Annotated in this window: 18 protein-coding genes; 8 read left to right on the top strand and 10 right to left on the bottom strand. The window is 66.7% G+C overall.

The features are described 5' to 3' along the window. Positions 1-58: 58 nt before the first annotated feature. On the bottom strand, positions 59-2,227 hold the full coding sequence (locus tag HWX03_RS30055; protein WP_175873778.1) for a M1 family metallopeptidase: 2,169 nt from the start codon (positions 2,225-2,227) through the stop codon (positions 59-61). Between the two features lie 642 nt (positions 2,228-2,869). Here HWX03_RS30055 and HWX03_RS30050 point away from each other — a divergent pair. The 4 genes from HWX03_RS30050 (at position 2,870) to HWX03_RS30035 (ending at position 6,100) form a co-directional block, all read left to right on the top strand. After that, positions 2,870-3,364 (top strand): LEA type 2 family protein, encoded by a 495-nt coding sequence (locus HWX03_RS30050; RefSeq protein WP_175873777.1) that lies wholly within the window; start codon positions 2,870-2,872, stop codon positions 3,362-3,364. A 154-nt stretch (positions 3,365-3,518) separates the two neighbouring features. After that, positions 3,519-3,851 carry a YegP family protein gene (locus tag HWX03_RS30045; protein WP_174433965.1) on the top strand — a complete coding sequence of 111 codons (333 nt, stop codon included), beginning with the start codon at positions 3,519-3,521 and terminating at the stop codon, positions 3,849-3,851. A 135-nt stretch (positions 3,852-3,986) separates the two neighbouring features. Beyond that, the gene (locus tag HWX03_RS30040; RefSeq protein ID WP_175873776.1) at positions 3,987-5,120 is read left to right on the top strand and encodes a class I SAM-dependent methyltransferase; all 1,134 of its coding nucleotides are present in this window, start codon (positions 3,987-3,989) and stop codon (positions 5,118-5,120) included. 89 nt (positions 5,121-5,209) lie between these two features. Continuing rightward, positions 5,210-6,100: an SAM-dependent methyltransferase gene (locus HWX03_RS30035; protein ID WP_175873775.1), complete on the top strand. Its 891-nt coding sequence runs from the start codon at positions 5,210-5,212 to the stop codon at positions 6,098-6,100. A 64-nt stretch (positions 6,101-6,164) separates the two neighbouring features. On the opposite strand, the gene HWX03_RS30030 is transcribed toward HWX03_RS30035, so the two are convergent. Both HWX03_RS30030 and HWX03_RS30025 read right to left on the bottom strand, forming a co-directional pair. Then, a complete protein-coding gene (locus HWX03_RS30030; RefSeq protein WP_175873774.1) occupies positions 6,165-6,737 on the bottom strand; it encodes a DUF1415 domain-containing protein in 573 nt (190 codons plus the stop codon). A gap of 76 nt (positions 6,738-6,813) precedes the next feature. Beyond that, on the bottom strand, positions 6,814-7,434 hold the full coding sequence (locus HWX03_RS30025; RefSeq protein ID WP_175824009.1) for a TetR/AcrR family transcriptional regulator: 621 nt from the start codon (positions 7,432-7,434) through the stop codon (positions 6,814-6,816). Positions 7,435-7,653: 219 nt separating this feature from the next. Here HWX03_RS30025 and HWX03_RS30020 point away from each other — a divergent pair, with 219 nt between their 5' ends. The 3 genes from HWX03_RS30020 to HWX03_RS30010 all read left to right on the top strand — a co-directional run bounded on the left by HWX03_RS30020 (position 7,654) and on the right by HWX03_RS30010 (position 11,138). Beyond that, positions 7,654-8,937 (top strand): MFS transporter, encoded by a 1,284-nt coding sequence (locus HWX03_RS30020; protein WP_175873773.1) that lies wholly within the window; start codon positions 7,654-7,656, stop codon positions 8,935-8,937. 156 nt (positions 8,938-9,093) lie between these two features. Then, the gene (locus HWX03_RS30015) at positions 9,094-9,699 is read left to right on the top strand and encodes a nitroreductase family protein (RefSeq protein WP_175873772.1); all 606 of its coding nucleotides are present in this window, start codon (positions 9,094-9,096) and stop codon (positions 9,697-9,699) included. Between the two features lie 188 nt (positions 9,700-9,887). After that, the gene (locus HWX03_RS30010; RefSeq protein WP_175873771.1) at positions 9,888-11,138 is read left to right on the top strand and encodes an Hsp70 family protein; all 1,251 of its coding nucleotides are present in this window, start codon (positions 9,888-9,890) and stop codon (positions 11,136-11,138) included. A gap of 100 nt (positions 11,139-11,238) precedes the next feature. On the opposite strand, the gene HWX03_RS30005 is transcribed toward HWX03_RS30010, so the two are convergent. Further along, positions 11,239-11,442, bottom strand: coding sequence for a cold-shock protein (locus HWX03_RS30005; RefSeq protein WP_006477070.1), 204 nt, complete (start codon positions 11,440-11,442; stop codon positions 11,239-11,241). 420 nt (positions 11,443-11,862) lie between these two features. On the opposite strand from HWX03_RS30005, the gene HWX03_RS30000 reads away from it, so the two are divergent. After that, the gene (locus tag HWX03_RS30000) at positions 11,863-13,461 is read left to right on the top strand and encodes an APC family permease (RefSeq protein WP_175873770.1); all 1,599 of its coding nucleotides are present in this window, start codon (positions 11,863-11,865) and stop codon (positions 13,459-13,461) included. A 109-nt stretch (positions 13,462-13,570) separates the two neighbouring features. Here HWX03_RS30000 and HWX03_RS29995 read toward each other — a convergent pair whose 3' ends face one another. The 6 genes from HWX03_RS29995 to hemA form a co-directional block, all read right to left on the bottom strand. After that, the gene (locus tag HWX03_RS29995; protein WP_175873769.1) at positions 13,571-14,362 is read right to left on the bottom strand and encodes a class III extradiol ring-cleavage dioxygenase; all 792 of its coding nucleotides are present in this window, start codon (positions 14,360-14,362) and stop codon (positions 13,571-13,573) included. Positions 14,363-14,563: 201 nt separating this feature from the next. Continuing rightward, the gene (locus HWX03_RS29990) at positions 14,564-15,160 is read right to left on the bottom strand and encodes a UbiX family flavin prenyltransferase (RefSeq protein ID WP_034183704.1); all 597 of its coding nucleotides are present in this window, start codon (positions 15,158-15,160) and stop codon (positions 14,564-14,566) included. A gap of 12 nt (positions 15,161-15,172) precedes the next feature. After that, positions 15,173-15,484, bottom strand: a complete 312-nt coding sequence (gene grxD, locus HWX03_RS29985; RefSeq protein WP_027783412.1) for a Grx4 family monothiol glutaredoxin — start codon at positions 15,482-15,484, stop codon at positions 15,173-15,175. Between the two features lie 68 nt (positions 15,485-15,552). Then, positions 15,553-16,395 (bottom strand): peptide chain release factor N(5)-glutamine methyltransferase, encoded by an 843-nt coding sequence (gene prmC / locus HWX03_RS29980; RefSeq protein ID WP_175873768.1) that lies wholly within the window; start codon positions 16,393-16,395, stop codon positions 15,553-15,555. A 7-nt stretch (positions 16,396-16,402) separates the two neighbouring features. Next, entirely contained in the window at positions 16,403-17,485 is a 1,083-nt protein-coding gene (gene prfA / locus HWX03_RS29975; RefSeq protein ID WP_174389487.1) for a peptide chain release factor 1, read from the bottom strand. Positions 17,486-17,577: 92 nt separating this feature from the next. Further along, positions 17,578-18,876: a glutamyl-tRNA reductase gene (gene hemA, locus HWX03_RS29970; protein WP_175873767.1), complete on the bottom strand. Its 1,299-nt coding sequence runs from the start codon at positions 18,874-18,876 to the stop codon at positions 17,578-17,580. Between the last annotated feature and the right edge of the window lie 19 nt (positions 18,877-18,895).

Raw genomic sequence — 18,895 nt, 5'->3', positions numbered from 1 at the left:
AGAAACCGGTACGCCGGCCGGCGCCGCAGGCTGCGCGGCGCCGGCCGGATCCGCACCGTTACTGCGTCACTACCTTGCGCGGCTTGAAGATGCCCTGGTATTGCCGTGCCGGGCGTTCCTTCGTCACCGGTTCGATGCCGCCGAAGGTCGGCGTCTGGCGCAGCTTCATCGCGGCCGGCGAAGCGACCGAGCCGATCGACGTCGAGCGCGAGGCCGGCGCGAGGTTGTTCGCGACGAGCAGCGCCGCTTCGCTCTTCAGGTTCGCCAGCAGCACCGGATCGGTCGAGCCGTTGACCTGCGTGAGCAGCCCGCTCCAGGCTGCGTCGCTGTAGTTCACGACGTAGTAGTCGAGACCGCTCGGGTCGGCGACCACGCCCGTGCAGCCGTCGATCCGCGTCTGCGCCTGCGTATCCTTCAGCGCGAGCGTCGTGTGTTTCGCGAGACCCTGGCCATACGCGAGCGTGATCGGCACCGTCCACTGCAGGCCCGGATACGCGTTCTTGTTCGGGAACGGCTGCTGTTTCAGCGTGACGACCGTCTGGTTCTTCGTCAGGTCGCACTGCGTGTCGAGCGAGATCAGCGGCACGCCGGTCTGACGCACGTAGCTGTCGCCGATCGGGCCGACCGCCTGGCCGCTTTCCTTCGACAGCGCATCCCACAGACGCTTCGGCGTCCCGTTGCCGAACGAGTAGTCGACCAGGTACTGCTGCAGGCCCTTGCGCAGCGTCTGCTCGCCGAGATAGTTCTCGAGCGTCTTCAGCACGTGGCCGCCCTTGTCGTACGTGAACGCGCTGGCGCTCAGCACGAAGTCGTTCGACGCCCAGTCGTTGAAGTTCGGCGCGACCGGGAACGCGTTCGGGCCGATGTCACGATTGATCACGCGGTACTTGTTCTTCACCTGGTCGAGCCAGCTGAACTCGTTGGGGAAGAACTGGATCGTCGTCTTCGTCTCGAAGAACGTCGCGAACGATTCGTTGAGCCACACGTTGTCCCACCAGTCGGTCGTCACGAGATCGCCGAACCACTGGTGCGCCACTTCGTGCGTCAGCACTTCGTTGCCGTAGTGCGACATCGGCTGGCCCGGCTGCGGCAGGATGTCGTCGGCGAACTCGAGGATCGACCCCCAGTTCTCCATCCCGCCGAAGTTCAGGTCCTTCTGCTCCTTGAACGCGTCGTTCGCGGCCACCGTGTCGAACTTCGTGAGCGGCAGCGCGATGCCCGTGTAGCGGTAGTAGAAGTCGAGCGCCTGCTTGGTGCGGTCCATCGCCGGCTTCGCCCACTCGCTCATGCCCGGCGGCGTGAACACGCGCAGGTGCAGGCCGCCCTTACCGCCCGGCAGCGGGCTCGTGAAGTCGTCCTCGTAGGTGTCGAACAGGCCGCCGCCGAAGAACAGCAGGTACGACGGCATCGGCGGGGTCTTCTCGAACTGCACGAGCTTGTAGCCGCCGCCGACGTTGGTCGACGGCTTCTCGGCCGCGTTCGACACGACGCGCCAGCTTTGCGGCACTTCGGCCGTCACTTCATAGGTCGGGCGGAACGCCGGCTCGTCCCAGCCGGGGAACCACTGGCGCGACAGGTTGGTTTCGCCCTGGGTCAGGATCGCGCCGCTCGTCGTGCCGTCGGTGCTCTTCAGGTCGACGCGGAACACGCCTTCCGCGGCCGAGCAGCCCGGATACGGATCGTCGCCGCAGCTGCCGCCCGTCTGCGTGGCCGGATCGTCATACGACTTGAAGTTGATGATGCCCGACCACTCCATGTGCAGCGAATAGTTGCCCGGCGCGATCGTGCCGGCGACGGGGCGCAACTGATAGAAGTCGCCCTTGTCCTGCGGCGTCGCGATCAGCTGGATGTTGCCCGGCTGCAGCGTGATGCGGCCGTTGGTGAACTTGATCCGGTGGCCGGCGATCACGATGTTGTTGACCGGCTTCAGCACCTTGATCTCGACGTCGGCGCGGCCGTCGAACGCGTTCAGCGCTTCGTTCGGGCGGAACCACAGCCGGTAGTTCACGGGCACCACGGTGTCCGGCAATTCGACAGGCGAGACGCTCTTGTCGACGTTCGATGCGCTCGGCGGCGCGGTGACGGCGGGCGACGAGCCCGTATGCGGCGCGCCGGCGGAGCTGAGCGCGGAAGCGGAGCCCGCACCGCCGTCGTCGCCGCCGCACCCGGCGAGCGCGAGTGCGGCGACGAGCGGCAGATAACGCATCTTGCGAATATGAATCGACATGACTGAAACCTCGATTGTTGAAAGAATCGTTCAGTGCTGCGAAAACGCCGGCAAAAGCAATCCCCTCGCCGTTTAATCAACAGCGAAAAAATGCCAATGACGGATTATTCGAAAAAGACGGCGGCCGACTACGTGAAGGTAATCATGGTTTACTGCCCCCTCTGAATTTCCGGATGTCGGTTAACTGGCCGGTTCAAAATGGCCGGACGCGTGTTGTACTGAATTGATTTCGCGCGCACGACACGGGGCCGCACGCCCGGCGCGGGCGCGCAATCCCTTTGAACCGACGACCTACGGGGCTGGCCGGGCCAGTCCGCAGGACGGAAGGACAGCGTGTCGCCATCCCGTAAATTCGCCGTCATGCGGCTTAAGGTTTGTCGGCTTGCTCCAAGGATGCGTAAATATACTTGATGGTTTTGGGTAAAGGAAACGAAAAATTTAGAAAGAGCATCTATTGAATTCCGGGTGCTTCATTGAATGCCGAAAGTCATTAATGCGCTTTCCGTTTGGCTGGCAATTTCGTAGTTTTAATCTATTAAGGATCTTGCTGCGCCGCGAAAACTACGAAATCCGGTGGCGGGCGGCGCGGTCGGTACAATGCATCGACGACCCGTTCACCGATTGCCGCGAGGAGACTGTCCCATGCCACGAGCCCTGTTCCGACTCGCGCCGCTGCGCGCCGTGCTGCTGCTGTTCGCGGCCGTGTTCCTGCTGGGCGGTTGCGCGGGGCTCACGCGCGAGCCGGTGCGCGTGTCGGTCGCCGGGCTCGACCCGCTCGTCGGGCAGGGCCTCGAGATGCGCTTCAGCCTGAAGTTGCGCGTGCAGAATCCGAACGATGCGCCGATCGACTACGACGGCATCTCGGTCGCGCTCGACCTGAACGGCACGCCGTTCGCGAGCGGCGTCAGCGATCGGGCGGGCACCGTGCCGCGGTTCGGCGAGGCCGTGCTCGACGTGCCGGTTTCGGTGTCGGCCTTCGCGGCCGCACGGCAGGCGTGGAACCTGCCCGGTGCGGCCGCGAACGGCGAGCTGCCGTATGCGTTGCGCGGCCGGCTCGCCGGCAGCGTGCTGGGCACCGTGCACTTCCGCGACGCGGGCACGCTGCGTCTGCCGACCATGCCGGGGTGGGGCGGATAGGTCGTTCGGTCGGAGTTCAACGTCGGCCAAATGTGTCGAAAAATTCACCATTTGACATTCTTTAATGCTTATCTCCGCGGGATGTCGATTTTCGTCGACGCGCCTCCTACACTTGACGATGTCCGAGGGTCGGACATTCTTTTAGGGGAAATCCATGGCGGCAAAATTCGAGCTCAAGAAGGCCACGAACGGCCAGTACTACTTCCACCTGAAGTCGGCGAACGGCGAGATCATCCTCGCGAGCGAGCGCTACGAGGAGAAAAGCGGCGCGAGAAACGGGATCGCGTCCGTGCGGGAAAATGCGCCGCTCGACGAGCGTTACGAGCGCAAGCTCGCCCACAACGGCGAGCCCATGTTCAATCTGAAAGCAGCGAACCACCAGGTCATCGGCACGAGCGAAACGTACAGCAGCGTGCAGGCACGCGAGAACGGCATCGCGGCCGTCAAGCGTGATGCGCCGACGGCGGAAACCTTCGATCTCGGCTGAGTGACGATTGCGCCGCGACGAACGCTTTCGGGCGGCCGTCGCGGCGCCTGTTTTGCCGGGTCGGGCAAAGCGCGGTATGGTGTGGTCCGCGCGGTGAATTCTCGCCGCCGTTGAAGCCAACCGTACCGAGTTCGCGTGACCGATTCCCCCGTTTTCCACTGGACCGACGCCGACGGCGTCGATCATGCCGTGCGCTGGCGCTCCGAAGCCGGCGTGCCACCGCCGAAGCGCGCGGTGCCCGCCGACGACCGCTTCACCGCCGACGCAGCCTACCGCCTCGCCTGCGAGGGCACCGCGCTCGTCTGGCAGGGCGACTTCCAGAATGCGCGCCAGCTCGTGCAGGCAATGGCGCGCCGCGTCGAACGCAAGCCGAAGAAGGCGAAAGCCGCGGCCGGCGTCGATGCGTTCAACCTGCATCGTCTCGCGCAATCGCAGCGCGCCCGCACGCTCGGCATGCTGCTGATCCCGCTCGAGGCCGATTACACGATCCCGCTGCGCCGCGCGCCCGACGTGCGTGCGGCCTGCGAGGAGGCGTACGGCCCCGGCGGCGCGCCGTCGGTCGTGTCGCTGCGCGAGCTGCTCGGCCTCGTTGGCGCGCATGAATGGCGCAAGAAGGGCGTGCCGATCCCGGCGCTCGGCGGCGCGCCGATCCATCCGCACTACGGCGTGTTTTCGCCGGTGCGCGGCGAATACGTGGAGCTCGTCGCGCGTGCGCCGCTGCCGGCGACGTCGCTCGCGTTCGATATCGGCACGGGCACCGGCGTGCTGGCGGCGGTGCTCGCGTCGCGCGGCGTCGAGCGCATCGTCGCGACCGACCAGGATCCACGCGCGCTCGCCTGCGCGCGCGCGAACGTCGCGCGGCTCGGTCATGCGGGCCAGGTCGATATCGTCGAGGCCGACCTGTTTCCCCCCGGCCGCGCGCCGCTCGTGGTCTGCAACCCGCCGTGGGTGCCGGCCCGGCCGAGCGCGCCGATCGAATACGCGGTCTACGACCCGGACAGCCGCATGCTGCGCGGTTTCCTCGCAGGGCTGGCCGCGCATCTGGAGCCGGGCGGCGAGGGCTGGCTGATCCTGTCCGATTTCGCCGAGCATCTCGGCCTGCGGCCGCGCGAAACCTTGCTGCAATGGATCGACGCAGCCGGCCTCGTCGTGCTCGGCCGCGACGACATCCACCCCGCGCACCCGAAGTCGACAGACGCCGACGATCCGCTGCATGCGGCGCGACGCGCCGAGGTCACGTCGCTGTGGCGGCTCGGCGCCCGGGCCTGACCGCGTATTTTCGGTAAACTACCGCCATTCCTCACGAATTTCCGCCGCCGGGCCGTGGTCGACCGACCGTGGCCCGGCGGCGCTTCACGATGTCGAACAAGACCCACGAAATCCGCCCGGAGCAGTCCGTCGAGCTGCTGAAGGAACTGCACATCCTCACCCGCGACGGGAAGCTGAACCAGGACAGCCGCCGCAAGCTGAAGCAGGTCTATCACCTGTTCCAGTTCATCGAGCCGCTGCTCGCCGGCGTGCAGGCCGACAAAGGCCACGTGACGCTCGTCGATCACGGCGCCGGCAAGTCGTATCTCGGCTTCATCCTGTACGACCTGTTCTTCAAGCAGCAGCCGGGGCACGGCACGCCGGCGTTCGCGTCGCACGTGTACGGCATCGAGACGCGCGAGGAACTCGTCACGCGTTCGACCGAGCTCGCCGCGCGGCTCGGGTTCGGCGGCATGTCGTTCCTGAACCTGTCGGTCGCCGAGTCGATCACGTCGCCGCAACTGCCCGAAACGGTCGATGTCGTCACCGCGCTGCACGCGTGCGACACGGCGACCGACGACGCGATCCGCTTCGCGCTCGCGAAGCGCGCGCAGCACATCGTGCTGGTGCCGTGCTGCCAGGCGGAAGTCGCGGGCGTGCTGCGCAGGAACAAGGGCAAGTCGCTCGCGAATGCGCTGACCGAGGTGTGGCGCCATCCGCTGCATACGCGCGAATTCGGCAGCCAGATCACCAACGTGCTGCGCTGCCTGCAGCTCGAAGCGCACGGCTACCAGGTCAGCGTGACCGAGCTGGTCGGCTGGGAGCATTCGATGAAGAACGAGCTGATCATCGCGCAGTACAAGAACCTGCCGCGCCGCAAGCCCGGCGAGCGGCTGAACGAGATCCTCGGGATGTTCGGGCTCGCCGAACTGAACGAGCGCTTTTTCGTCGCGCAAGCCGCCGAGGCGGGCGGCGACGCCGTCGAGCCGGCCGAAGGCTGACGCGCGGCGGCGCGGGCATGGCGCCCGCGCCGCGCACGTTGCACGCCGCACGTTGCACGCCGCGTCACACGTCGTCGCCCGGCTGGCGCATCCATTCGCGCCAGCCTTCGTGGCCGAGGCGGCGCAGCGTTTCCTGATTCTTTTCGTAGATCGCGGACGCGTCCGGGAACGCGTCGACCGCGCGCGCGATGCTGTCCTCGCGCAGCAGATGCAGGATCGGATAGGGCGCGCGGTTCGTGTAGTTCTCGATGTCGTCGGGTTCGGTGCCGTCGAATTGGTATTGCGGATGGAAGCTCGCGATCTGCAGCACGCCGTCGAGCCGCAATTGCTGCACGAGCCGCTCGGCGAAGAACAACGCATCGTTGTAGTCGACGAAATCGGCGAACGCGTGCGGGTAGATCACGAGCGTCGTATCGACCTGCTGCGGGTCCGCCGCTTCCAGCGCGCGCAGCTCGGTTTCGAGTTCGGCGAGCGCGTCTTCCAGCGTCGTCGCTTCGCTGATCGCGTAGCGCACCTGTTCCTTCACGTAGACGCTTTTCGCGAACGGGCACAGGTTGAGCCCGATCACCGCGCGCGCGAGCCAGTGCCGCGTGGCGGCGAGGATGTCGTCGTGCGAGTCGAGGCGGGTGTCGGTCATCGTGATACCAGTCGGGCGAAAGGGCGAAGAGGGCCGCATTGTAGCGGGCGCGCCGGGGACGAACGCGCGCGGCCCGTCACGCGCAGGCCGCTTCGATCAACTGCGTGACGAGCGCGGGTGCGATGCCGATCGGCGTTTCGCCGTGCCGGTAGGTCTGGCTCGCCGCGTAGATGCCTTCGACCACCAGCGCGAGCGCGTCGGCCAGCGCCTTCGGCTGTCGCGCGCCGGCGCCTTCGCAAAGCGCGACGAGCCGTTGCATCAACTGCTCCTTGTTCTGTGCGACGCGTTCGCGCGCCGGGTGCGACGCATCCGGGAATTCGGCGGCGACGTTGACGAACGGGCAGCCGCGATAGTCTTTTTGGGTCGCACGCTCGGCAAGATCGACGAAGTACTGGATCAACTGCGCCTTCGGCTGCCCCGGATGCTTCGCGGCGCTCGTGTCGAGCCGCTCGAAGAAGCACGCGTCCATCCGTTCCAGATACGCGAGGATCAGCTCGTCCTTCGACGAGAACTGGCGGTACAGGCTCATCTTGTTGACGCCTGCGCGCTCCACCACCGCCTCGATGCCGACCGTTCGCACGCCTTCCTTGTAAAACAGCTCCTCGGCGGCACGCAGCAGATGCTCGTGCGCGGTGGCGCCGTCCATCGGCCGGCGCGTGCGCCGCGCCTGCGGTTTGGCGACTTCGATGCCCGACATGATGACCCTCGACTACGTGATGAATTGCTTGACATGTTACCGACTGGTAACTACGATCGCAACACACTTGTGACCGGTCGGTAACAATCAATGCCGGATCAACAGACAAATGCCAAGCGTCGGCCCGGGTCAGCCGATGTTGAAATGCGCGGCGGAGGTGGCCTGGTCGGGGCGGGGCAGGCGCGATGGCGCCGGAGCCGCCAACTGGAGAACGCGAAGATGAACTGGGCAGTGACACGAATCAGAGGGCGCTTCCATTACGGATGGCTCGCGGCGGCGGTGGTATTCCTGATCCTGCTGGCGGCAGCCGGCACACGTGCGACGCCGAGCGTGCTGATGGTGCCGCTCGAACGCGAGCTCGGCTGGAGCCGGGCAGCGATTTCGCTGGCGATTTCGGTGAACATCGCGCTGTACGGCCTGACGGGCCCGTTCGCGGCCGCCGCGATGCAGCGCTTCGGGCTGCGCCCGACGATCCTCACCGCGCTCGTGACGATGAGCGCGGGCGTCGCGCTGTCGTCGATGATGACGCAGAGCTGGCAGATGGTGGCGATCTGGGGCCTGATGGTCGGCTGCTCGACCGGCGTCGTCGCGCTGACGCTGTCCGCGACCTTCGTCACGCGCTGGTTCCATGCGCGGCGCGGCCTCGTGATGGGGATCCTGACCGCGAGCACGGCCACCGGCCAGCTCGTGTTCCTGCCGATGCTCGCAGCGATCGCGCAGCGCCACGGCTGGCGGCCGGTCGTGCTGGTGGTCGCGGTGGCGGCCGCGGTCGTGATTCCGCTCGTCGCGTTCCTGCTGCCCGAGCGGCCGGCCGACGTGCAGCTGCGCCCGTACGGCGAGCCGGCCGACGCGCCGCCCGCGCCCGATGCGACGAAGGAGAACCCGCTCGCGGTCGCGTTCCGCACGCTGCTGATGGCGAGCCGCTCGCGCGACTTCTGGCTGCTGTTCTTCAGCTTCTTCATCTGCGGCGCGAGCACCAACGGCTATGTCGGCACGCACCTGATCGCGATGTGCAGCGACTACGGGATGACCGAAGTGCAGGGCGCGTCGCTGCTCGCGGCGATGGGCGTGTTCGACCTGTTCGGCACGACGCTGTCGGGCTGGTTGTCCGACCGTTACGACAACCGCGTGCTGCTGTTCTGGTACTACGGGCTGCGCGGGCTGTCGCTGATCTACCTGCCGCATGCGTTCGGCATCGATTTCTTCGGGCTGCCGCTGTTCGCGATGTTCTACGGGCTCGACTGGATCGCGACCGTGCCGCCCACCGTACGGCTCGCGACCGACGTGTTCGGCAAGGCCGCGGCGCCGGTCGTGTTCGGCTGGATCGTCGCCGGCCACCAGCTCGGCGCGGCATTCGCGGCGCTCGGCGCGGGGCTGCTGCGCGCGAGCCTCGGCACCTACACGATCGCGTCGATGATCTCGGGCGGGCTGTGCATCGTCGGTGCGCTGATCGTGCTGCGGATCAACCGCGGCCCGTCGCGCGCGGCCGCGCAGGCAGCCTGATCGCGGCGGTCCGGCCGGCCGCACATGCTGCGGCCGGCCATTGCACGCACGGAGATTTGCATAGCGCGGCAGGATCGGGCGCGCAACCGCTCAAGCGGGTATGCTTGCGGTTTGCCGGGCGTTCGCGCCCCTTCATCGATGTCAGCGAGGAACCGCATGTCCGTCAAACCTGCTCCCACCACTGTTTCGATTCACGATCTGATCGCGGGCCGCTGGAGCCCGCGCGCGTATTCGGATGCGCCCGTCAGCGCTGGCGATCTCCACGCGGTGCTCGAAGCGGCACGTTGGGCCCCGTCCGCGTACAACGCGCAACCGTGGCGTTTCATCGTATTCGATCGCACCCAGGACGAAGACGCGTTCAAGCGCGCGTTCGCGACGTTGGTGCCGTTCAACCAGGGCTGGAATGCGCCGGCGCCGGTGCTGATCGCGGTCACCGCGCACACGCTGACGCCGAAGGGCGAGCCGGCGCCGACCGCGCTGTACGACGCCGGCGCCGCCGCGATGTCGCTGGTGCTGCAGGCGCACGCGCTCGGCCTCGCCGCGCACCAGATGAGCGGGTTCGACGCGAAGGCCTTCCGCGACGCGTTCGCGATTCCGGCGGACGTCGCGATCGCGTCGATCATCTCGCTCGGCCACTACGGCAACGTCGACAAGCTCGATCCCGTGCTGCGCGATCGCGAAAAGGCGCCGCGCACGCGCCATGCGATCGGCGAAGTCGTCTACGCGGGTGCGTGGAAGAAGAGCTTCGACACGGTAGCCTGACTCCGCAGGCGGGCAGGCTGCGTCGCGCATCCTGTCCGCACATGTTCCTGGCGCGCCACGCCGCGCGCCGCTGCCGCCGGCGCCCGTCGCGCGGCACCGGTGGCCCGCCCCGGTTGTGATCCCGCGGGCTTCATGTTAAAAAGCCCGTCCTTTCCGTTTTCGCGCCGGCCCTGCTGCGGCAATTTCCCATGACTTACTGCGCGATCGATTTCGGCACGTCCAATTCCGCCGTGGCGCTGCCCGACGGCGATGGCATGCGCCTCGCGCCCGTCGAGGGCGACCACCTGACGCTGCCCACCGCGATCTTCTTCAACAACGACGAAGAGACGGTCGAATACGGCCGGGCGGCGCTGGCCTCCTATATCGACGGTTTCGACGGCCGGCTGATGCGCTCGATGAAGAGCATCCTCGGCTCGCCGCTCGCGGAAACGACGACCGATCTCGGCGACGGCAGCGCGATCGCGTACACCGAAATCATCGCGCGCTTCCTGACGCACCTGAAGCGCAAGGCCGAAGCGCGCGCGGGCGCGCGGATCGGCCGCGCGGTGCTCGGCCGGCCGGTGTTCTTCGTCGACGACGATCCGCGCGCCGACCGCCTCGCCCAGGATCAGCTCGAGGCGGCCGCGCAATCGGTCGGCTTCGCGGACGTGCACTTCCAGTACGAACCGATCGCCGCCGCGTTCGACTACGAATCGCGCCAGCCGGCCGAGCGTCTCGTGCTCGTCGCCGACATCGGCGGCGGCACGTCCGACTTCTCGCTGGTGCGCGTCGGCCCGGAGCGGATGGCGCGGCTCGAGCGCAAGGACGACGTGCTGGCGCACCACGGCGTGCACGTCGCGGGCACCGACTACGACCGGCGTGTCGAGCTCGCGGCCATCCTGCCCGCATTCGGCTACCGTGCGCTCGACCCGGAAGGGCGCGAGCTGCCGAACAAGATCTACTTCGATCTCGCGACCTGGCACCTGATCAACACCGTCTACACGCCGAAGCGGGTCGGCGAGCTGAAGCTGATGAAGCACCTGTACCAGGATGTGCGGCAGTACGACCGGCTCACGAGCGTGGTCGAGCAGCGGCTCGGGCACGCGCTGATGGCGCGCGCGGAAGAAGCGAAGATCGGCGTCGCGGCGGGCGGGGAGACGATGATCGACCTGAACGACGTGGAAGAAGATCTGCTGATCGCGTTCGACGCCGATCGCCTCGTCGACGCGAGTCGGGACGATACCGCGCGCATCGTCGATGCCGCGCGCGAGACGGTGCGGCTCGCGGGCGTGGCGCCGCGCGATGTCGGTGCGCTGTATTTCACCGGCGGTTCGACGGGGCTCGCGTTCCTGTCGGGCGCGCTCGCCGGCGCGTTCCCGGATGCGCAGCCGGTGTTCGGCGATCGCCTCGCGAGCGTCGCGACGGGGCTCGGTATTCACGCGCAGCGACTGTTCGGCTGAATGGCGGGCGGCTACGGGCCGCTATGCCGGATGACCGGCGCCCAAAAACAAAAAAGCCCCGCCGAAGCGGGGCTTTTTTACACGAATGATCGCGCCAAGCTTAGACCGGACGGATGTTCGCAGCTTGCAGACCCTTCGGGCCCGTCTTCACTTCGAATTCAACCTTCTGGTTTTCTTGCAGCGTCTTGAAGCCTTCGACGCGGATTTCCGAGAAGTGCGCGAACAGATCGTCGCCGCCGCCTTCCGGGGTGATGAAGCCGAAGCCCTTTGCGTCATTGAACCACTTGACGGTACCGGTTGCCATGTTACTTGTTCCTAAAAAAATAAAACGGGGCCGAAGCCCATGGGGTGCGGAAAATCAAGGAAGGGGTAATAGGACCAACCGGAGTACCGTTGATGGGCGAACTACGAAAGAACCAATTCACTCGCCGCTTGAAATCCTGCGAAGTCCTTTATACGGCTAATCGTGCCGGTGGTCAACCGTATTCCCATGCTCTCAGGGTTATTGCGGAGATCAGGTTTACAAAGCTTGCAAGCGATGCGAATTTTTTGTAGGGGTCGATCGATTTTGGCGCCACGTTCGAGGTGCAACCGTTAAACTACGCGCCGCGTGGACGGGTTGCCCCGATCGGGTAATCCCTCCCCCCAAGAATGCGTGCGCGGTGCTGTCCGAGCCGATCCCGGACCGCAGGCCGACCATGCTTTTTGAGACACAGGAGAGGATGTGAAGAGTTCTATTCAACGGAACATCGGCCCGTTTGCATTGATGCTGACGGGGCTGGGTTCGATTATCGGCTCGGGCTGGCTGTTCGGTGCCTGGAAGGCCGCGAAGATCGCCGGTCCGGCGGCGATCTGCGCATGGATCATCGGCGCCGTCGTGATTCTCGCGATTGCGCTGACGTATGCGGAACTGGGCGCGATGTTCCCCGAGTCGGGCGGCATGGTGCGTTACGCGCGCTACTCGCACGGTTCGCTGGTGGGCTTCATCAGCGCATGGGCCAACTGGATCGCGATCGTATCCGTGATCCCGATCGAGGCCGAAGCGTCGATCCAGTACATGAGCACGTGGCCGTATCCGTGGGCGCATGCACTGTTCGTGAACGGCGAATTGCAGACCCTCGGCCTGCTGCTGTCGGCCGTGCTGGTCGTCGTCTACTTCATGCTGAACTACTGGGGCGTCAAGGCCTTCGCGCGGGCGAACACCGCGATCACGATCTTCAAGTTCCTGATCCCCGGCCTGACGATCCTCGGCCTGATGCTGACGAGCTTCCACTCGGAGAACCTCGGCACCGCGTCCAACGCGAGCTTCGCGCCGTACGGCTGGTCGGCCGTGCTGACCGCGGTCGCGACGAGCGGAATCGTGTTCGCGTTCAACGGCTTCCAGAGCCCGGTGAACCTGGCCGGCGAAGCGCGCAATCCGTCGCGCAGCGTGCCGTTCGCGGTGATCACGTCAATCCTGCTCGCGCTCGTGATCTACGTGCTGCTGCAAATGGCCTACATCGGCTCGGTGAACCCGGCCGACGTCGCGAAGGGCTGGGCGCACTTCAACTTCTCGTCGCCGTTCGCGGAACTCGCGATCGCGCTGAACCTGAACTGGCTCGCGATCCTGCTGTACGTCGACGCGTTCATCAGCCCGAGCGGCACCGGTACGACCTACATGGCGACGACCACCCGCATGATCTATGCGATGGAGCGCAACAACACGATGCCGAAGATGTTCGGCAACGTGCACCCGATCTACGGCGTGCCGCGCCAGGCGATGTGGTTCAACCTGCTCGTGTCGTTCGTCTTCCTGTTCTTCTTCCGCGGCTGGAGCTCGCTCGCGGCGGTGATCTCGGTCGCGACGGTGATCTCGTACCTGACCGGCCCGATCAGCCTGATGGCGCTGCGCCGCGCGGCGACCGACATCGAGCGTCCGCTGTCGATTCCGCTGATGAAACTGATCGCCCCGTTCGCGTTCGTGTGCGCATCGCTGATCCTGTACTGGGCGAAGTGGCCGCTGACGGGCGAAATCATCCTGCTGATGATCGTCGCGCTACCGGTGTATTTCTACTTCCAGGCGAAGTCGGGCTGGACCGGCTGGGGCGCCGACCTGAAGGCCGCATGGTGGCTGGTCGCGTACCTGCCGACGATGGCCGTGCTGTCGCTGATCGGCAGCAAGGAATTCGGCGGTCACGGCGTGCTGCCGTACGGCTGGGACATGCTGATCGTCGCGGCGATCTCGCTGGTGTTCTACTTCTGGGGCGTGAATACCGGTTACCGGACCCAGTATCTCGACGAGCGCGAGTCGCACGAGGAGATCCTCGAAGGGGTCGGTGTCTGACGCCTGACCTGTCGCCGGATTCGGCGGCGGCAGGATGCGGTGAAAAAAGCCCGCCCGAGCGATGCTCGGGCGGGCTTTTTGCTGGCTCGGCGGTTGCGCCGCGGCCGGCTCAGGCGCCGGCGCTCGCGAACACGTAGTTCGTCATCGCGAGCACGCGCTGGTAGGTGCCGAGCGACTGGATGCCGAGCCGGTAGTCGTCGTCCGCCGCGCCGAGCGCCGTGAAGACCGGCAGCAGGTGCTCGTCGGTCGGATGCATCAGCGCGGCGTGCGGCGCCTGCCGGCGGTAGTCGAGCAGCGCGTCGACGTCGCGCGCGGCAAGCTTCGCCTCGAACCAGTCCGTGAATTCCGTGACGCGCGGGTCCGCATCCTCGGGCGCCGCGCCGAAATCGGCCGCGCGCAGGTTGTGCGTGATCTGGCCCGAGCCGATCACCATCACGCCTTCGTCGCGCAGCGGCCGCAGCGCGCGGCCGAGCGTGAAGTGATGCGCGGCGTCCGCGCGCGGCTGGATCGACAGTTGCGCAACCGGCACGTCGGCTTCCGGAAACATCAGCAGCATCGGCACCCACGCGCCGTGATCGAGGCCGTGTTCGGTCGTCGCGGTCGCGATGCCGGCCGCGTTCAGCAGCGCGGCCGCGCGCTCGGCGACGTCGGGTGCGCCCGGCGCCGGATAGCGGATGTCGTACAGCGCCTGCGGGAAACCGTAGAAGTCGTGAATCGTGTCCGGATGCGCGGCGACGCTCGCGACCGGCTGTTGCGTGCCCCAGTGCGCGGACAGCATCAGCACCGCGCGCGGGCGCGGCAGTTCGGCGCCGAGGTGCGCGAACGCACCGGACGGCATCGCCGGGTCGATCGGCAGCGTCGGGGCGCCGTGGGACAGGTACAGCGAAGGCAAGCGGTTCATGGTGGTGACCTGCAAAAGGGTTTGCCTGTGACTATAGGCGCGCACCGTGCATTGATAAATCGGCGAATGGGAATTTGATTGACGCTTGTTTGTTGATAATCGTGGCGACGGCAGGCGGTCGAATGCCGATTCGCATCCGAAAGCGGGAAATCGAGGGAATTGCTGCGCGAATCGACGGAGATGCGCGCAGAAGGGGCGTGGCTACTGCGCGTGCCGGATGCCGGCCCACGGCGTCGTGAGCGGTGCGCTGAGCGCGAACAGGTCGAGCACGCGCGTGACGGTCTGGTCGACGAGTTCCTCGATCGTCTTCGGCATCGCATAGAACGCGGGCAGCGGCGGAAAGACGATGCCACCCATTTCGGTGACGGCGGTCATGTTGCGCAGATGCGCGAGGTTGAACGGCGTTTCGCGCACCATCAGCACGAGACGGCGGCGCTCCTTCAGCGTGACGTCGGCCGCGCGCGTGATCAGGTTGTCGGACAGCCCGTGCGCGACGCTCGCGAGCGTCTTCATCGAGCAGGGCGCGATCACCATGCCATCGGTCGCGAACGAGCCCGACGCGATCGTCGCGCCGACGTCGCGCACCGAATGCACGACGTCCGCACGGCTTTCGACGTCGGCCTTCGGCAGTTTCAGTTCATGCTGGATGTTGAGCCAGCCGGCGTTCGAAATCAGCAGGTGCGTTTCGACGCCGCCGGCGGCGCGCAGCAGGTCGAGCAGCCGCACACCGTAGATCGCGCCGGTGGCGCCGGTGATCGCGACGATCAGCCGGCGTGGCGGCGCGCTGGGAGATGCCATCGAAACGGGACGTTACGCGGCGGCGAACAGTTGCTGCAGTTCGCCCGACTGGTACATCTCCATCATGATGTCCGAGCCGCCGACGAATTCGCCTTTCACGTAGAGCTGCGGGATGGTCGGCCAGTTCGAGAATGCCTTGATGCCCTGGCGGATTTCGTCGTCCTCGAGCACGTTGACCGTCTTGAACTGGTCGACGCCGCAGGCCTTCAGCACCTGCACGGCGCGGCCCGAGAAGCCGCACATCGGGAATTGCGCGTTGCCCTTCATGAAGAGCACGACCTGGTTTTCGTCGACGATTTGCTTGATACGTTGTTGGGTGTCCATGACTGACCTTGCGTTTGCGGGGGCGTTAGATCGAAATGATAGCGGATTTCAACCGGGCGGGCCGGGCATCAGCCCGGCAGGCGGCCGCCGGTCGTGCGTTCGATGGCGGCGAGATCGGCGAGCGACTCGACCGCGACGAAGCCGTACGACGCCAGTATCGCGCGGACGGCTTCGGCCTGGTCGTAGCCGTGCTCGATCCACAGCGTGCCGCCCGGTTTCAGATAGACGCCGGCGCCTGCGACGATCGAGCGGATCGCGCTGAGACCGTCGGCATCGTCGGTGAGCGCACCGCGCGGCTCGAAACGCAGGTCGCCTTGCCCGAGGTGCGGATCGTGCTGCGCGATGTACGGCGGGTTGCTGACGATCGTATCGAACGCGAGCGCGGGATCGAGCGCCGCGTACCAGTCGCTCTGCAGCCAGTGCAGCGGGCCGCCGGGGCGCGGCGCGCCGAGCAGCTTGTCGGCGTTGCGTTGCGCGACCGCGAGCGCGGCCGGCGAACGGTCGAGCGCCCACACGCGCGCATCGGGACGCTCGGCCGCGATCGACACGGCGATCGCGCCGCTGCCGGTGCCGAGATCGAGCACGGCTGCGTGCGGCAGCCCGTCGATCGCCTCGAGCGCAGCTTCGACGAGCAGTTCGGTTTCGGGGCGCGGGATCAGCACGTCGGGCGTCACGTCGAACGGGCGGCCGAAGAACTCGCGCGTCCCGACCAGTTGCGCGACGGGCTCGCCGGCGACGCGCCGCGCTTCCAGCGCGCGGTAGCGTTCGACTGCGGCGGCGTCGAGCGGCGCATCGCCGCGCGTGATCAGTTGCGTGCGGGTCCAGCCGAGCGCGTGCGCAAGCAGCACGCGTGCATCGACCGGGTCGAGCGGCGATGCGCGCAGCAGCGCGTCGGCGGTGGTGTCGGACATCGCGGCCTCAGTCGGCTTCGCCGAGCGACGCGAGCAGCTCGGCCTGGTGCTCGACGACGAGCGCGCCGATCAGTTCGTCGAGATCGCCGTCCATGATCGCCTCGAGCCGGTACAGCGTCAGGTTGATCCGGTGGTCGGTCATCCGGCCCTGCGGGAAGTTGTACGTGCGGATGCGCTCCGAGCGGTCGCCTGAGCCGATCAGGCTCTTGCGCGTCGCGGCTTCCTTCGCATGCTGCTCGTGATACTGCTTGTCCTTGATGCGCGCGGCGAGCACCTTCAGCGCGCGATCCTTGTTCTTGTGCTGAGACCGGTCGTCCTGGCATTCGACGACGATCCCGGTCGGGAGGTGCGTGACGCGCACCGCCGAATCGGTCTTGTTGATGTGCTGGCCGCCGGCGCCGGACGCGCGGAACGTGTCGATGCGCAGGTCGGCCGGATTGATCTCGACCTCGCCGATCTCGTCGGCTTCCGGCATCACGGCGACCGTGCACGCGGACGTATGGATGCGCCCCTGTGTCTCGGTGGCCGGCACGCGCTGCACGCGATGGCCACCCGATTCGAACTTCAGGCGCGAATACGCGCCCTGGCCCGCGATCCGCACGATCACTTCCTTGTAGCCGCCGAGATCCGACGCGCTCTCCGACATCATTTCGACCTGCCAGCGCTGGCGTTCCGCGAAGCGCAGGTACATGCGCAGCAGGTCGCCCGCGAACAGCGCCGATTCGTCGCCGCCCGTGCCCGCGCGGATTTCGAGGAAGATGTTGCGGTCGTCGTTCGGGTCCTTCGGCAGCAGCATCTTCTGCAGCTCGGTCTCGAGGCGCGCCATGCCCTCGCGCGCGCTGCGGATTTCGTCTTCCGCGAAATCGCGCATCGACGGATCGGCGAGCAGTTCCTGCGCGGCCGTCTCGTCGCTGCGCGACTGGCGCCATAACGCGTATTGCTCGACGACCGGGCCGAGTTCCGCATGTTCGCGTGTCAGCTTGCGGTACTGGTCGAGGTCGGCCGTGACGTTTTCGCGGCTCAGCAGGTCGTTCAGTTCGGCCAGCCGTGTGGACAGCTGGTCGAGCTTGCGTTGCATGCTCGTCTTCATGGTGTGGAGCGGCGCTCCCGGGCAAGGGTATTCGGAAAGGATAGACCGGCGGCAGGACAACGACAGGCCGGCGGCAGGGCGACCGGGCGGCGCTAGTGGCCGGATGGGTCGTTCGAGCGCGGCGCGTGCTGGTAGAAGCCGCGCATCAGGTCGATCAGCGAATCGCGATCGGCGCCGTTCACGCGGTTGAGCGCGCTCGTCGGGCCGTGGATCAGCTTGTTGGTCAGCGCCTGCGACAGCGCTTCGAGCACGGCAGCCGGATCGTCACCGCGCGCGAGCAGCTTCTGCGCCTTCTCGACTTCGGCCCGGCGCAGCGCGTCGGCCTGCGTATGCATGTGACGGATCACCGGCACGACGCTGCGCGTGTCGAGCCATTGCATGAAGTTCTGCACGCGCGTCTCGATGATCGCTTCGGCCTGGGCGACCGCGGCCTGGCGCGACGCATTGCCTTCGCGCACGATCGCGCCGAGATCGTCGACGGTGTAGAGGAACACGTCCTTCAGCTTGCCGACTTCGGGCTCGATGTCGCGCGGCACCGCGAGGTCGACCATGAAGATCGGCCGGTGACGGCGCGCCTTCACCGCGCGCTCGACCGCGCCGAGGCCGATGATCGGCAGCGTCGACGCGGTGCACGACACGATGATGTCGAATTCGTGCATGCGGGTGGGCAGGTCGGCCAGCGGCATCGCGCGGCCGTTGAAGCGTTCGGCGAGCCGCTGGCCGCGTTCGGCCGTGCGGTTCGCGACGACGAGTTCGCGCGGGCCTTGCGCGGCGAAGTGCGTCGCGCACAGCTCGATCATTTCGCCGGCGCCGATGAACAGCACGCGCTGATCCGACACCTTTTCGAAGATCCGCTGCGCGAGGCGCACCGCGGCGGCGGCCATCGACACCGACTGCGTGCCGATTTCGGTCGTGCCGCGCACTTCCTTGGCCACCGCGAACGTGCGCTGGAACAACTGGTTCAGATAGGTGCCGAGCGCGCCGGCTTCCGTCGCGGTGCGAACGGCATCCTTCATCTGGCCCAGAATCTGGGTCTCACCGAGCACCATCGAATCGAGGCCGGAGGCGACGCGGAACGCGTGCCGGACCGCTTCCGATTGCGGCAGCGCATAGACGTGCGGCGCGAGCTCGTCGACCGGAATCCGGTGATACTCCGACAGCCAGCGGACCGCGCCTTCGCGGGCCGCGCGATCGTCGGTCGCGCAATACAGTTCGGTGCGGTTGCAGGTGGAGAGGATCGCTGCTTCGGGCGTATTGGGCGCCTGCGGGCCGAGAAACACGTTCTTGAACGTGACGAGAGCCGGTTTGATTTGCTCGAGCGGAAACGCCACGCGTTCGCGCAGGGCGACAGGCGCAGTGTGGTGGTTGATTCCGATCGTGAGGAGTTGCATATCGAGGGCTATCGTTTAG

The sequence above is a fragment of the Burkholderia sp. BCC0397 genome (assembly GCF_902832865.1).
Lineage (GTDB): Bacteria > Pseudomonadota > Gammaproteobacteria > Burkholderiales > Burkholderiaceae > Burkholderia.
Note: the sequence above shows the minus strand (reverse complement) of the source record. Positions and strands in the feature narration are given on the sequence as shown.

Excerpts from the sequence above, each read along its gene's own strand:
- prmC (WP_175873768.1), bottom strand. The coding sequence starts at position 16,395 with ATGTCCGACACCACCGCCGACGCGCTGCTGCGCGCATCGCCGCTCGAC.
- HWX03_RS29995 (WP_175873769.1), bottom strand. The coding sequence starts at position 14,362 with ATGAACCGCTTGCCTTCGCTGTACCTGTCCCACGGCGCCCCGACGCTG.
- HWX03_RS30005 (WP_006477070.1), bottom strand. The coding sequence starts at position 11,442 with ATGGCAACCGGTACCGTCAAGTGGTTCAATGACGCAAAGGGCTTCGGC.
- HWX03_RS30020 (WP_175873773.1), top strand. The coding sequence starts at position 7,654 with ATGAACTGGGCAGTGACACGAATCAGAGGGCGCTTCCATTACGGATGG.
- HWX03_RS30015 (WP_175873772.1), top strand. The coding sequence starts at position 9,094 with ATGTCCGTCAAACCTGCTCCCACCACTGTTTCGATTCACGATCTGATC.
- HWX03_RS30055 (WP_175873778.1), bottom strand. The coding sequence starts at position 2,227 with ATGTCGATTCATATTCGCAAGATGCGTTATCTGCCGCTCGTCGCCGCA.
- HWX03_RS30050 (WP_175873777.1), top strand. The coding sequence starts at position 2,870 with ATGCCACGAGCCCTGTTCCGACTCGCGCCGCTGCGCGCCGTGCTGCTG.
- hemA (WP_175873767.1), bottom strand. The coding sequence starts at position 18,876 with ATGCAACTCCTCACGATCGGAATCAACCACCACACTGCGCCTGTCGCC.
- HWX03_RS30010 (WP_175873771.1), top strand. The coding sequence starts at position 9,888 with ATGACTTACTGCGCGATCGATTTCGGCACGTCCAATTCCGCCGTGGCG.
- HWX03_RS30025 (WP_175824009.1), bottom strand. The coding sequence starts at position 7,434 with ATGTCGGGCATCGAAGTCGCCAAACCGCAGGCGCGGCGCACGCGCCGG.
- HWX03_RS29990 (WP_034183704.1), bottom strand. The coding sequence starts at position 15,160 with ATGGCATCTCCCAGCGCGCCGCCACGCCGGCTGATCGTCGCGATCACC.
- HWX03_RS30045 (WP_174433965.1), top strand. The coding sequence starts at position 3,519 with ATGGCGGCAAAATTCGAGCTCAAGAAGGCCACGAACGGCCAGTACTAC.
- HWX03_RS30030 (WP_175873774.1), bottom strand. The coding sequence starts at position 6,737 with ATGACCGACACCCGCCTCGACTCGCACGACGACATCCTCGCCGCCACG.
- grxD (WP_027783412.1), bottom strand. The coding sequence starts at position 15,484 with ATGGACACCCAACAACGTATCAAGCAAATCGTCGACGAAAACCAGGTC.
- prfA (WP_174389487.1), bottom strand. The coding sequence starts at position 17,485 with ATGAAGACGAGCATGCAACGCAAGCTCGACCAGCTGTCCACACGGCTG.
- HWX03_RS30035 (WP_175873775.1), top strand. The coding sequence starts at position 5,210 with ATGTCGAACAAGACCCACGAAATCCGCCCGGAGCAGTCCGTCGAGCTG.